At 33.7% G+C, this 14,273-nt stretch carries 11 protein-coding genes; 9 read left to right on the forward strand and 2 right to left on the reverse strand.

The window, feature by feature from the left end; all coding sequences use genetic code 11:
- The first annotated feature begins 1 nt into the window (after position 1).
- The 9 genes from Q0783_RS16710 (at position 2) to Q0783_RS16750 (ending at position 12,488) form a co-directional block, all read left to right on the forward strand.
- On the forward strand, positions 2–820 hold the full coding sequence (locus Q0783_RS16710) for an SDR family oxidoreductase (RefSeq protein WP_298756604.1): 819 nt from the start codon (positions 2–4) through the stop codon (positions 818–820).
- A 351-nt stretch (positions 821–1,171) separates the two neighbouring features.
- Entirely contained in the window at positions 1,172–3,922 is a 2,751-nt protein-coding gene (locus Q0783_RS16715; protein WP_298897028.1) for a T9SS type A sorting domain-containing protein, read from the forward strand.
- An 86-nt stretch (positions 3,923–4,008) separates the two neighbouring features.
- Entirely contained in the window at positions 4,009–5,718 is a 1,710-nt protein-coding gene (locus tag Q0783_RS16720) for an FG-GAP-like repeat-containing protein (protein ID WP_298897030.1), read from the forward strand.
- Between the two features lie 230 nt (positions 5,719–5,948).
- Positions 5,949–7,496: a T9SS type A sorting domain-containing protein gene (locus Q0783_RS16725; protein WP_298897033.1), complete on the forward strand. Its 1,548-nt coding sequence runs from the start codon at positions 5,949–5,951 to the stop codon at positions 7,494–7,496.
- Between the two features lie 75 nt (positions 7,497–7,571).
- Positions 7,572–8,582 carry a glycosyltransferase gene (locus Q0783_RS16730; RefSeq protein WP_298897034.1) on the forward strand — a complete coding sequence of 337 codons (1,011 nt, stop codon included), beginning with the start codon at positions 7,572–7,574 and terminating at the stop codon, positions 8,580–8,582.
- Complete coding sequence (locus Q0783_RS16735) at positions 8,572–9,540, forward strand: CdaR family protein (RefSeq protein WP_298897036.1); 969 nt, start codon at positions 8,572–8,574, stop codon at positions 9,538–9,540. Before Q0783_RS16730 ends, Q0783_RS16735 begins: the two co-directional genes overlap by 11 nt.
- The gene (gene coaE / locus Q0783_RS16740) at positions 9,537–10,136 is read left to right on the forward strand and encodes a dephospho-CoA kinase (protein WP_298897039.1); all 600 of its coding nucleotides are present in this window, start codon (positions 9,537–9,539) and stop codon (positions 10,134–10,136) included. The genes Q0783_RS16735 and coaE overlap by 4 nt, the downstream gene beginning before the upstream one ends.
- 63 nt (positions 10,137–10,199) lie before the next feature.
- A complete protein-coding gene (locus Q0783_RS16745) occupies positions 10,200–11,774 on the forward strand; it encodes a HAMP domain-containing sensor histidine kinase (RefSeq protein WP_298897041.1) in 1,575 nt (524 codons plus the stop codon).
- A gap of 3 nt (positions 11,775–11,777) precedes the next feature.
- Entirely contained in the window at positions 11,778–12,488 is a 711-nt protein-coding gene (locus Q0783_RS16750; RefSeq protein ID WP_230935597.1) for a response regulator transcription factor, read from the forward strand.
- A 56-nt stretch (positions 12,489–12,544) separates the two neighbouring features.
- Here Q0783_RS16750 and miaA read toward each other — a convergent pair whose 3' ends face one another.
- Both miaA and Q0783_RS16760 read right to left on the reverse strand, forming a co-directional pair.
- Entirely contained in the window at positions 12,545–13,450 is a 906-nt protein-coding gene (gene miaA, locus Q0783_RS16755; RefSeq protein WP_298897046.1) for a tRNA (adenosine(37)-N6)-dimethylallyltransferase MiaA, read from the reverse strand.
- The gene (locus Q0783_RS16760) at positions 13,440–14,270 is read right to left on the reverse strand and encodes an ion transporter (protein WP_298897048.1); all 831 of its coding nucleotides are present in this window, start codon (positions 14,268–14,270) and stop codon (positions 13,440–13,442) included. Before Q0783_RS16760 ends, miaA begins: the two co-directional genes overlap by 11 nt.
- Positions 14,271–14,273 lie beyond the last annotated feature (3 nt).

Consider the following 14,273-nt stretch of genomic DNA (forward strand, 5'->3'; position numbering starts at 1 on the left):
CATGTCATACAATTTATTAAAAGGAAAACGCGGAATTATCTTCGGCGCATTAGACCCAAATTCAATCGCTTGGAAAACAGCAGAGCGTGTTCATGAAGAAGGAGGTACGTTTGTATTAACAAATGCACCAATTGCAATGCGAATGGGACAAATCAATGATTTAGCAGAAAAAACTGGATCACAAATTATTCCGGCTGATGCAACCTCTGAGGAGGATTTAGAAAATTTAGTTGCTAAGTCTATGGAGATTCTTGGCGGTAAGCTTGATTTTGTATTGCATTCTATTGGGATGTCTATAAATGTAAGAAAAGGTAGGGCTTATACTGATCAAAAATACGATTGGACACAAAAAGGAACAGATGTATCTGCAATGTCATTTCATAAAGTTATGCAAACCTTATACAAAGCAGATGCTATGAACGAATGGGGAAGTATTGTCGCCTTAACATATATGGCTGCTCAACGTGTATTTCCTGATTATAATGATATGGCTGATAACAAAGCGTATTTAGAAAGTATAGCACGTAGTTTTGGTTATTTCTTCGGAAGAGATAAAAAGGTAAGAGTCAATACCATTTCTCAATCACCAACTCCAACTACCGCTGGACAAGGTGTAAAAGGTTTTGACGGATTTATAGCTTATGCAGAAAAAATGTCACCATTAGGAAATGCAACAGCTCTAGATTGTGCGAATTACACAGTAACTTTATTTAGTGATTTAACAAAGCGAGTGACATTACAAAACTTATACAATGATGGAGGGTTTAGTAATATGGGTGTGAGTGATGCAGTTATGGATACTTTTGTGGATAATCAATAAGCTCTCAATACATATAACTTATAACCGATGTTAACGCATCGGTTTTTTTTATTTTAGAAGTGTCTACTTTATAAAATAATTCACTCGTTGAATAGATGAAATGCTTTTTTTTTCGATATAATTATTTGTAAATGACTATTGTTTTTTAATAAAAACACTAAAAAATAGAATTATTTTCAGTTTTTATGTTAAAACTTTAAAATTTATAAAGTATGGTGTAACCATTTGTCGGCTTTTTATTAAGATTCATCGAATTGTTAATATCTTGTTAAGTTCTTTTTCAGCCTAAAGCTTTTAATATGAATAATTTACAAGGCATTAATTAATTCTTTAACTAAAAACCAACAAAAAATGAAGAAAATTACTTTATTGATTTTTCTACTGGTCACCAGTTTTACATTCTCCCAAGAGGATTGTGCTGGAGTAGTAGATTTAAGCGCTTTGACAAGTCCATATAATGGGGATACGACGGGCGCTATTAATGATTTCGGACAGGATTGTTTAACCAATGCTGATGCACCAGATCAGGTGTTCTCAATTCTTGTTCCAGCAGGACAACAACTAGTTATTGGGCAATCTGCTAATGGTTATGACTCTAAGCATAGAGTCGCTTATGGTACTTGTCCAGGAGAAATACTTATTGATTGTACTGATGACCCAGACACTCAAACAATAACTTGGGATAATGATACTGGATCTGATCAAACTGTTTTTTGGACTCAGTCTGCATTTTCTACAGGATCAGGTACCTTTACACTCGAATGGGTAGTACAAGACCCTCCTTCTGCACCAGATAATGACGATTGTGTTAACGCAATAGCAATTGCTTGTGGGGATTCTGTAACAGGATCAACAGCAGCTGCAACAGATAGTGAAGGTAATGCAGCACCTGATGTGTTCTATTCAATATCTGGAACTGACAATGGGGAAGAAGTAACAGTTAGCTTATGTGGTTCTTCATTTGATACAGTACTAAACGTATTTGATGCCTGTGGAGGAAATGTGGTAGCAACCAACGATGACTCATGTAGTTTACAATCTGAATTGACATTTACTTCAGATGGAGCAACAACATATATTGTAAGGGTTGAAGGTTTTGGATCTAATTCTGGTGATTATGCTTTAGCAGTATCATGTGTGCCACCACCAGAATGCACACCTGCAACAATAGATAGTTCAACGGTAGTTGATAGTTGTAATCCAGATGGTACAGGAACCTTTACGGTAGATATTGTTGTTTCTGATGCTGGAGACGCAGGAAGTGTATTTGATGATGGTATAAACCCAACAGAGGCAGTTGTAGCTGGTACAGTAACGATGGGGCCATATGATAGCGGTGATTCAGTTACGATAGAATTAACAGCTTTAGACCCAGCATGTAGTTCAACTGTTGGAACATTTGAGTTTACATGTCCGCAACCAGCACCAGATAATGACGATTGTGTCAATGCAACAGCAATTGCTTGTGGGGATTCTGTAACAGGATCAACAGCAAGTGCAACAGATAGCGAAGGTAATGCTGCGCCAGATGTATTTTATTCAATAGCAGGAACAGCTAATGGTGAAGAAATTACAGTTAGTTTATGCGGCTCTTCATTTGATACAGTACTAAACGTATTTGATGCCTGCAGTGGAAATGTGGTAGCAACCAACGATGACTCATGTAGTTTACAATCTGAATTGACATTTACTTCAGATGGAGCAACAACATATATTGTAAGGGTTGAAGGTTTTGGATCTAATTCTGGTGATTATGCTTTAGCAGTATCATGTGTGCCACCACCAGCATGTACACCTGCAACAATAGATAGTTCAACGGTAGTTGATAGTTGTAATCCAGATGGTACAGGAACCTTTACGGTAGATATTGTTGTTTCTGATGCTGGAGACGCAGGAAGTGTATTTGATGATGGTATAAACCCAACTGAGGCAGTTGTAGCTGGTACAGTAACGATGGGGCCATATGATAGTGGTGATTCAGTTACGATAGAATTAACAGCTTTAGACCCAGCATGTAGTTCAACTGTTGGAACATTTGAGTTTACGTGCCCATTACCTGGTCCAGATAATGATGATTGTATTGATGCGACAGCTATAGCATGCGGCGATACGGTAACAGGTTCAACAGCAAATGCTACCGATAGTGGAGGAACTGCTTCACCAGATGTATTCTATTCATTATCAGGTACAGCTTTAGATGAAGTGGTAACTGTTAGCTTATGTGGTTCATCGTTTGACACAAGATTAGAAGTATTTGATGCTTGTGATGGAAATATAGTAGCTTCAAATGATGATTCATGTGGGCTGCAATCTGAATTAACATTCGCATCAGATGGTGCAACTACCTATATTATTAGAGTTGAAGGTTTTGGTTCTAATTCGGGTGATTATGAATTAACCATTTCATGTGAGGAACCAGCAAATCCACCAGAAAATGATGACGTTGCAGGTGCTATTGATTTGCCAGTAGGTAATACGCTTTGTGAAACTACGGTATTAGGAACTAATGTTGCTTCTACAACTTCAGCAGAAAATGAAGGAGCTTCTTGTGGTACACCAGAAGGAGACGTTTGGTTTAAAGTCATGGTTCCATTTACAGGAGAGTTAACTATTGAAACTTCAAATTCTGGAGACGCTAGTTCTATTACTGATACAGTAATGGCAGTGTATTCTGGAACATCTGGAGCTTTAGTAGAAGTTGGATGTGATGATGATGGTGCAGCTGGATTATTCTCTCAAGTAGCATTATCTGGCCTTACTCCAGGAGATGTGCTCTTAGTGCGTGTTTGGGAATTTGGCGATGATACTAAAGGAAACTTTAATATTTGTGCATGGTCTCCAACGAGTTTAGGAGTGGAAGACGATACGTTTGCTGGATTTAATTATTATCCAAACCCAGTTAAAGATGTATTAACACTTGATTCTCCTAATAGAGCAATTGATAAAATTGAAGTATTTAATGTTTTAGGACAACGTATTATTGCTATTGATAGTCAAAATACAATCCAAAACATTGATATGTCTAATTTACAATCGGGAGCATATATCGTTAAGGTTTCTATTGAAAGTCAAACCAAAGCGATAAGAGTGCTGAAAGAATAATAATCGTATTGTTATTTGATAAAATTAAAAGAGGTCTGTATGGACCTCTTTTTTATTCATATATTGTATAAGTTAATTTTTAGATTATGAGAAAAACATATTTTCCCTCTCTATTTTGTTTCTTTTTAGTCTCTTTGATGTATTCTCAAATACAATTTGCAAATGTAGCTAATGATCTTGGTGCTGACATTTCACCAGGATTGACATCCTATGGTAATGGGATTTCATTTTTCGATTATAATAATGATGGATGGGACGATATTACTATAAGTACGGCAGATAATAATGAACTTAGGTTTTTTAAAAATATATATGGCGTTTTTGTAGAACAAGATTTTAATTTGTCTTATATAAATTATCAAACCCGATGTGTTGTATGGGTAGATTTCGATAATGATGGAGACAACGATTTATTTGTGACTAGTGATACAAATGGAAATAAACTGCTAAGAAACCAAGGGAATATGGTCTTTGAAGATATTTCTGCTACTACTGGTATGGTAACTGGCAATGTGTTTACCTTCGGTGCGTCTTGGGGAGATTATGATAATGATGGATATTTAGATGTGTTTTTAAGTAATAGGACATCAATATTTTCTAATATACTTTATAAGAATAATGGAGATGGAACATTTACAGATGTTACCATACTAGCAGGAATAAACGGTAGCCCTGTATTTTCATTTTGTTCTGCATTTTTAGATATTAATAATGATGGTCATCAAGACATTTATGTTTCCAATGATAAGTTTAGTTATGAGAATAAACTTTATAAGAACAATGGTGACGGAACCTTTACCGATATAAGTGTATCATCTGGAACAAATATTGCTATTGATGCTATGTCTACTACTGTTGGCGATTATAATAAAGATGGCTACTTCGATATTTATATAACAAATAGTCCCTCTGGGAATTATCTATTGAAAAATAATGGAGATGAAACCTTTCAGAATGTAGCAGTGTCTACAGGAACTAGCTTTGATAGTATTGGTTGGGGAGCTGTATTTTTTGAAGCTGATAATGATAGTGACCTCGATTTGTATGTAAGCGGACAATTAAACGGAAGTCAAGTAGGATTATTGTCTGCGGCATTTTATGAAAACAACAATAACAATACATTTACCTTAAATAATAGTTGTTTTCCAGGAGACAATGGGACAAGCTATTCTAATGCTGTTGGTGATATTGATAATGATGGATTGTTGGATATCGTTGTTAGTAATGATGGTCAAGATATATTTCTGTGGAAAAACATGACGCTTAATTCATTACATTGGATAAAACTGAAGTTAGAAGGAACTCAAAGTAATAAAAATGCGATAGGAGCAAGGGTTGAGGTTTCTGTCAATGGAGAAAAACAATATGGATATAAGTTATGCGGCGAAGGTTATCTAGGACAAAACTCTAACATAATGCATTTTGGATTAGATGACAATGTGTTGATTGATTATATTAAAGTATTTTGGCCAAGTGGCTTAGAGGAAACATATTTTAATATTCAATCTAATCAAATACTTACTCTTTTAGAGGGTAGCGCTTTAGGGGTTGATGAGAATGCGATTGATTATGGTTTGACTGCTTCTCCAAACCCAGTAACAAATCTATTGAAACTTGAGTCTACTGAAGTTATTGATACAATTGAAGTATTTACTGTTTTAGGACAGCGAATCATTGCTGTTGATGGCCAACATACAATCCAAAACATAGACATGTCTAGTTTGCAATCTGGAGCCTATATCTTAAAAGCTTCTATCAAAAATAAAATAGAAGTTATCCAAGTGCTAAAACAGTAATAATCGCTTATAATTTAACTTGAATAAAAATGATTTAGATAGTGACATTTTTAACCAAAATTTTTTGATTATTTTTTATTGAGGTCAATCAGATTTTTTAATCCATTGATTTCAAAACTAATACCTCTTTTCATCGGTGTTTTTTTCTTTTTATCGATTATATAATATACATTTCTGTTTATTAGAGAAATATCATAATTTTAAGACTTATTAATTAAATTCGACTAAATATGAAAAAAATTACTTTATTATTAATGTTTGCTTTGGTAAGCGGTTTTTGTTTTGCACAACCTGCAAATGATGATCCTTCTGGAGCTACAGCTTTGACTGTAGGTGTTGTATTTGCAGATAACGCAGTTGTTGCAACTAATGTAGCCTCTACGGATTCTGAAGTAGCAGATCCTTCAATTCCTACTACGACGTGTGGAGCATATGCTGGAGAAGATGTATGGTTTACAGTTACAGTTCCTGCTACAGGTAACGTTAGTCTAGGAACTGATGCAAATGCTGGATCTACTATGACTGATACAGTTCTTGAGGTGTATTCTGGAGCTATTGGAGCTTTCGTGTCAGAAGGCTGTAACGATGACGGTGGACCTGGTGCTTTTTCTTTAGTGCAGTTAACAGGAAGAACACCTGGAGAAGTACTATATGTAAGAGTATGGGAGTATAATGGAGGTATTACAGATACATTCCAAGCATCTGCTTATGATACACCACCTCCATCAAATGATGATTGTGCAAATGCTATTGCTGTAAACTGTGATGATGTTGTAACAGGAGATACTTCAGTTAGCGGTGTTACGGATACAGTTGGTAACCCATCAAATGATTTATGGTATTCTTATGCTGGTCCTGCAGGAGATATTACTGTAAGTTTATGTAACTCAAGCTATGATACTTTTATTAGAGTATTTGATGCTTGTGGTGGTTCAGAAATTGCTTCTAATGATGATTCTTGTGGTACACGTTCTTCTACAACGTTTACTGCAGATGGAACGTCAACTTATTATATAGCTGTCGAAGGATTTAATGCTAATAATGGTGCATTCGAATTGTTAGTAGAATGTGCTGGAACTATACCTCCTCCAGCAAATGATGAGTGTGCTAATGCTATTGGATTAACCCTTTTAACTCCTGAAAGTGGAACTACAGCAGGTGCTACAGAAGACCTTTCTCATGAGAAGCCAGGGTGTGATCCATTTGGTACTATTGCTGATGTTTGGTACTCATTCACAATGCCAGTTGGAACAAATACTTTAAATGTAACGACTACTGTTTCTGGTACATCTTCTGAAGCTAACTTAGCAATTTATCCAAATGACTGTAACATTCTTGATGCTAATATTTTAGCTTGTGATGATACAGGTGGAGTTGCAGGTGAAACATTAACAATTGCTGCGCCAGCAGGTACAACTTACTTAATCCGTGTTTGGAGTGATGGTGTTGCACCAAGACTTTCTGGAGAAGCTCCTACCGAAGCTCGTATCGAAGGAACATTTGATGTTGTTGCAGATGCTACATTAAGTACTGAAGAATTTGAAAATGAAAATGCATTTACATATTTCCCTAACCCAGTGAAAGGTGAGTTAACATTAAATGCACAAAAAGATATTCAAAATGTTGCTGTATTTAACATGTTAGGACAAGAAGTTCTTAGAACTGCTCCTAATGCTGTTGAAAGCACTATTAACATGAATGCATTAAGCCAAGGTGCTTACTTCGTTCAGGTTACAATTGGTGATGTTACAGAAACTGTGAGAATTATTAAGCAATAAGCTTAAACTTAAATACTTATTCAAAAGCCACCTTAAAGGTGGCTTTTGTATTTTCTTTACTTACCTTTGTGAGGTATGAAAGCATTGCAATTTTCCTTTATAATTCCTGTATTTAATAGACCAGATGAAGTACAGGAACTCCTTAGTAGTTTTAGTAGTTTGGATGGCGATTTGTCGTTTGAGATTGTTATTGTAGAAGACGGTTCTAGCATTGATTGTAAGACCATTGTTGAAAATTTTGATGATTTAAATATTGCATATTACTACAAGGAAAATTCTGGACCTGGAGATTCTAGAAATTTCGGAATGCAAAAAGCTAAAGGGAATTACTTTATTATTTTAGATTCTGACTGTTTATTACCTAAACAATACTTGACCATTGTAAATAACTATTTGTCCTCTAATTTTGTGCATTGCTATGGAGGTCCAGATGCAGCTCATAGTTCTTTTACAGATTTGCAAAAAGCTATAAACTTTGCAATGACATCCTTTATTACAACAGGTGGTATACGTGGAGGTCGTATATCTGGCGATAAATTTCAACCTCGTAGTTTTAATATGGGGCTGTCAAAGGAAGCCTTTTTGAAATCTGGAGGTTTTGGTGTGATTCATCCAGGCGAAGACCCTGACTTATCGATAAGATTAAATAATCTAGGTTATGAGACCATATTAATTAATGAAGCTTACGTCTATCATAAACGACGAATTTCTTGGAAAAAATTCTATCAACAAGTTCATAAGTTTGGTTTGGTAAGGCCAATCCTTAATAAGTGGCATCCAAAAACATCACGTCTAACATATTGGTTCCCTACATTGTTTTCAATAGGTTTTATTGTTTCTATTGTATTGTTCTTATTAGATTATCAATTCTTTTTGGGTATTTATATCTTTTATCTTGCATTGGCATTTATTCTCGCATATACCAAAACATTAAATCTTAGTGTGGCCATTCAATCCATTTTGGCTATTTTTATTCAGTTCTTTGGTTATGGTTATGGATTTTTAAAATCTACATTTGCCATTTCGGTTTTAAATAAACGTCCTGAACAGAGATTTCCTAAATTATTTTTTAAAAATGCTAAATAGTATAAAACTAAAAATAGGACAGTCAATTAGAAACAAGAAATTAAATGTTTTTGGACTTTTCTTTTTAATAGCATTTTTAATATTAGTGGTGACCAAACTTTCAGAAAACTATGTAGAAACAATCCCTCTAAGTATCGAGTATAAAAATTTACCAGAGACTAATGTTATTACATTAGATAGTATTCCTAAGGTGAATGTTACGGTGTCTACACATGGGTTTAACTTATTCTCTTATTATTTTTATGACAAGACTTATATACTAGATTTTGAAAATAGTACTGATTTAAAAGATAATACGTATCTGTGGGTTGCCGAAAAAGGAAGATATGCGATTAAAGAACAATTTGGAAATTCGGTTGAAATTGTTTCGGTAAAACCAGATACCTTAGTATTTCCGTTTGGAAAGTTAAGTACTAAGAAAGTACCAGTTATCTTAAAATCGAAGATCAATTTTCGTAGTGGATATGATGTCTTAAACGAGATAGTTCTTATTCCAGATTCTGTTAAAATCATTGGTGCTGAAGAGGAAATTTCTGAAATTGAATTTATTGAAACCAAACCTTTTGATTTAAGCGATGTAAAAACTAATATAAATACTTTGGTCGATCTAGAATTCGTAAATGCCTCAAAACATTTGAAGCTTTCAGCAGAAAAAATAAGAATTAAAGCAGAGGTCGACAAGTTTACAGAAGGAACATTCAAAATTCCGATCACCATATTAAATAAGCCTAATAAAAAGGATGTTAATTTTTTTCCGAAGCATATAACAGTCTCATATTATATTAGTTTGAAAGACTATAAGCATGTGACGCCAAATGACTTTAAGATTGAGTGTGACTACAATGAAGTCTTAAAATCTGGAAATCCATATTTCACACCTAAATTAATTGTCAATTCGAGTAAAGTGAAGTCTGCAAAAATGAAGCAGAATAAAGTAGAATATATAATCATTAAATGACGATAGTTGGACTTACAGGAGGTATTGGTAGTGGTAAAACTACGGTGGCAGCTTTTTTTAAAGCCTTAGATGTTCCTATTTATATTGCAGATGTAGAAGCTAAACTACTTATGGGTAGATCTAAAGTAATTAGGCGCAAGCTCATTGCTCTTTTTGGAGAAGAGGCTTATGTAGACAATGAACTTAATAGAGCATATATTGCATCGAAAATCTTCAATGATAAAACGTACTTAGAAAGAATGAATGCTATAGTGCATCCTAAAGTGGCTTCACATTTTAAAAGATGGATGGCTAAACAAAAATCTGAATACGTTATTAAAGAAGCAGCTATCATTTTTGAACAAGGTAAAGAAGAACAATACGACTTTATTATTACAGTAACTGCAGATATTGAAGAACGGATTAAACGTGTTATCAAGCGAGATAATAGCAGTAGATCAAAAATCATGGCGATTTTAAATAATCAAATGAGTGATCAAGAAAAAATAGAAAAGTCTCATTTTGTGATTGTTAACGATGATTTAGAAGATGTGAAAAAACAAGTTCAAAAAATTCATCAATCTATCCTTAAAAAAATCAAAAAACTTCAATTTTAACATATTTGTTAATGTAAGGTTAAATGGCAATCGTTCTAAATGTTAAAATACTAAATTTGAACGATGGGCAAAAAGCTATTCATTTTATTGGTGGTTTTGATGAGTTTGTCACTCATCGGCATCATTTTCGTTCAAGCATTTTTTATTAATAATACCTTAAAAAACGAGGAGAAACAATTTACGTCTGACGTAATTCGATCTCTAAGTTTAGTGTCTAAAGCGATAGAAGATAAAGAGCTTCTTAGTTACGATAGATTATATAAAGAGGTAACTAAAAATGGTCGAACACCTGATACAACAGAAATCAAGCAACTCTTGATTTATGATTCTTTTGATGAAGACACAAATCAGGCGATTCGATTTAAAAATGCGATTGCGGAAGAAAGCTTTAAAGTGCCATCATTGTTCTTTGACATTGGTACAGACAGTATAAACATAAGTAGGTTTACTAATATAAGTGAAACCAAAGTTTATGACCGCAGTCCTATAGATGGTAAAATTAGCTTAAGCCCAACACAAACATTCAGAGATTATAGTACAATGGATGATTTAGGTCGTAGTTTTTACAAAAAAAACTATCGCGCTGTATATAAAAATTATCCAATTTACAAGCGTATTACTAATGATGAAGTTTCAGATTTTTTGCAATCGCAGTTTTCTATAAGCGGTATTAAAACAGCTTTTGAATACGCGATTTATGATAAGGATTTATCCACGAAGATTAGATCAGATAATTTCGAATTAAACCCAGAATCAACTATTGGAATTCCAGTTTTTCTGGACGATAAAGGAAGAAGTAAATTTTCGCTCTATGTAGATTTTCCGGAGCGAAGAAAGTATTTGTTGTCTTCTATATTAGGAATGATTGTATTATCTATCATTTTTACATCAATAATCATTTTGGCATATTCAAGCGCCATTTATCAATTAATTAGACAGCGTCAAATTTCTCAAATAAAAACAGATTTTATAAACAATATGACGCATGAGTTTAAAACACCAATTGCGACAATAAATTTAGCTTTAGACTCTATTAGAAACCCAAAAATAATAGGAGATCAAGATAAAGTCATGCGCTACTTGAAAATGATTAAAGATGAAAATAAGCGAATGCACGCTCAAGTAGAAAATGTATTGCGAATTTCTAAGTTAGAAAAAAATGAACTTAATATTAGTAAGGAACGTGTAAAGTTACACGACCTAGTTGAAGATGCAGTCACTCATGTAGAACTGATAGTTGAAGATAGAAAAGGCTATGTTAAGACACATCTAGAAGCAGATAAATCGTCAGTTTTAGCTAACGAAACTCACTTTACAAATGTGATTGTCAATATTTTAGACAATGCTATTAAATATAGTGATGATGCTCCTAAAATTGATGTTTATACTGAAAATATTGGTAATAATGTACTACTTAAGATTTCAGATCAAGGAAATGGAATGTCTAAGTTAGTTCAAAAGCGAGTGTTCGAGAAGTTTTATAGAGAGCACACAGGAAATGTACACAATGTAAAAGGTCATGGTTTAGGTTTGGCATATGTTAAACGAATTGTAGACGACCATCAAGGTCATATATCAGTAGAAAGTGAAAAGGGAAAAGGTAGCACATTCACAATAAAGCTACCATTAATATCATAAATTATGGAAGAGCAAAATAAGAAAATACTTTTAGTAGAAGACGATCCAAATTTTGGAACTGTTTTAAAAGATTATTTAAATATGAACGACTATGATGTGGTTCATGCTAAAAACGGAATGGAAGGTTTCGAAAAATTCAAAAAGGATGATTACGATCTGTGTATCTTAGATGTAATGATGCCTTACAAAGATGGATTTACTCTAGCCAAAGAGATTAGAGAAAAGAATACTGATGTACCGATTATTTTCTTAACAGCCAAGGCTATGAAAGAGGACGTGCTTAAAGGTTATAAAGTAGGAGCAGACGACTATTTAAATAAGCCATTTGATAGCGAAGTACTTTTAATGAAGATCAAGGCGATCATGCAAAGAAAAGCTACAGATACAATCGCAGATAGTAAGCAATTTGAATTCAAAATTGGAAGATTTGATTTAAACTCTAAGTTGCGTTTCTTGAAATTTAATGGTAAAGATCCTATTAAATTATCTCCAAAAGAAAATGAATTACTCCGTATGTTAGCATTGCATGAAAATGATTTAATGCCTCGTGAATTAGCGTTAACCAAAATATGGAGAGACGATAACTATTTTACATCACGTAGTATGGATGTATATATCGCTAAACTAAGAAAGTATTTAAAATTAGATGAAAACGTTGAAATTTTAAATATTCATGGTGAAGGCTTTAGATTAGTAGTTAATCAAGATGCTTAAAGAGAATTAGTTATAAAACAAAAAGCCAGTCATTTAATGATTGGCTTTTTTATTGGTTAAATTTGTGTTTTGATGGCTTTTATAATAGCCTCTAGGTCGTATTCATAATCAAACCAAAGTGTATCTTCATTTTTTTTAAACCAAGTAAGTTGTCGTTTTGCAAAGCGTCTCGTATTCTTTTTTATTTCTGAAATGGCAAAATTTAGATCCCATTCTCCATTCAAATACTTAAATAACTCTTTATAACCAACCGTATTTAAAGCATTAAGGTTCTGCTTAGATTGTAAGCTTTTGACCTCATCAATTAGTCCTTCATCAATCATTAAATCAACACGTCTATTAATTCTATCATATATAACAGCTCGATCGGCTGTTAAACCAATTGTAATTGTTTTAAAGACTCTCGATTTATCCTGACCTTTTAAAAAGGAAGAGTAGGGCTTTCCGCTAGATAAGCAAACCTCCAAAGCTCTTATCACACGTTGTGGATTATTTATAGCAATAGATTGATAAGCTTTTGGGTCTAATTGTTTCAGCTGAAATTGTAAGGCTTCAAGTCCGTCGGTTTGTAGTCTAGTATTAAGTTGCTCTCTTATGGCTATATCAACCTTTGGCAATTCATCTAAACCTTTTGTGACCGCATTAACATATAACCCAGAGCCGCCAACCATAATAACAACTTGATGTTCTTCATGAAGTGTTTTAAGTAAGGCAATAGCGTCATTTTCAAAAGCACCAACATTGTAATAATTCTCTACAGATAAATGTTTAATAAAATGATGTGGAGCGGCTGCTAATTCTGATGGCGTTGGCGCTGCAGTTCCAATTTGCATTTCTTTGTAGAATTGTCTAGAATCTGCCGATATGATTTCCGTATTAAAATAATTAGCTAGTTTAATACTAAGTGCTGTTTTTCCTATGGCAGTAGGACCAACAATAGATATTAAATATTTATTCTTCATTTAAAATATTACCACAATTATGGCAAAAGTGAGCACCATCGCGGTGATTACCAGCTAAACAGTTTGGGCAGGATTGTGTGTTTGTGTGTACATCATGCTTTTTTATTTTTGTCATTTCAGATGAAACGATTCCAGTTGGTATAGCAATAATCCCGTAACCCATTATCATTATTAAGGATGCAATGAATTGACCTAAAGGTGTTGCGGGAGCAATGTCTCCATAACCTACAGTAGTTAAGGTGACAATAGCCCAATAGACACTTCTAGGAATACTTGTAAACCCACTACCTTCTTCACTTTCAACCAAATACATGACTGTACCTAAAATGATACAAAGAATGATCACGAATGAAAGAAAAACGGCAATTTTTGCACGACTCGTTTTTAAGGCGCGAACAAAATTTGTTGAAGCACCTATATAGCGAGTAAGTTTTAAAATTCTAAAGACTCGTAATAGTCGTAAAGCTCTAAACGCAACAAATGAACTAGAACTTACAAAAAAGAATGATAGATACATAGGTATTGTAGATAAGAGGTCTACAATGCCATAGAAACTAAAAACATACTTCCATGGTTTTTTAACAGTGATGACCCTAGCAATATATTCTATAGAAAATAAAATAGTAATAATCCATTCAGAAACAACAAGAAAGTTATGATATTTTGTATCAATACTGTCAACACTTTCTAGCATAACTAAAATAATGCTAGTAAGAATAACAATAAGCAGAACCACATCAAATAATTTTCCAGCAGGTGTGTCTGCTTCATAAATTATTTCATGAAGTTTTTTTTGCCACTTTGATGTTAGGTTGCTCATTAA

The organism is uncultured Psychroserpens sp., assembly GCF_947500255.1.
Lineage (GTDB): Bacteria > Bacteroidota > Bacteroidia > Flavobacteriales > Flavobacteriaceae > Psychroserpens.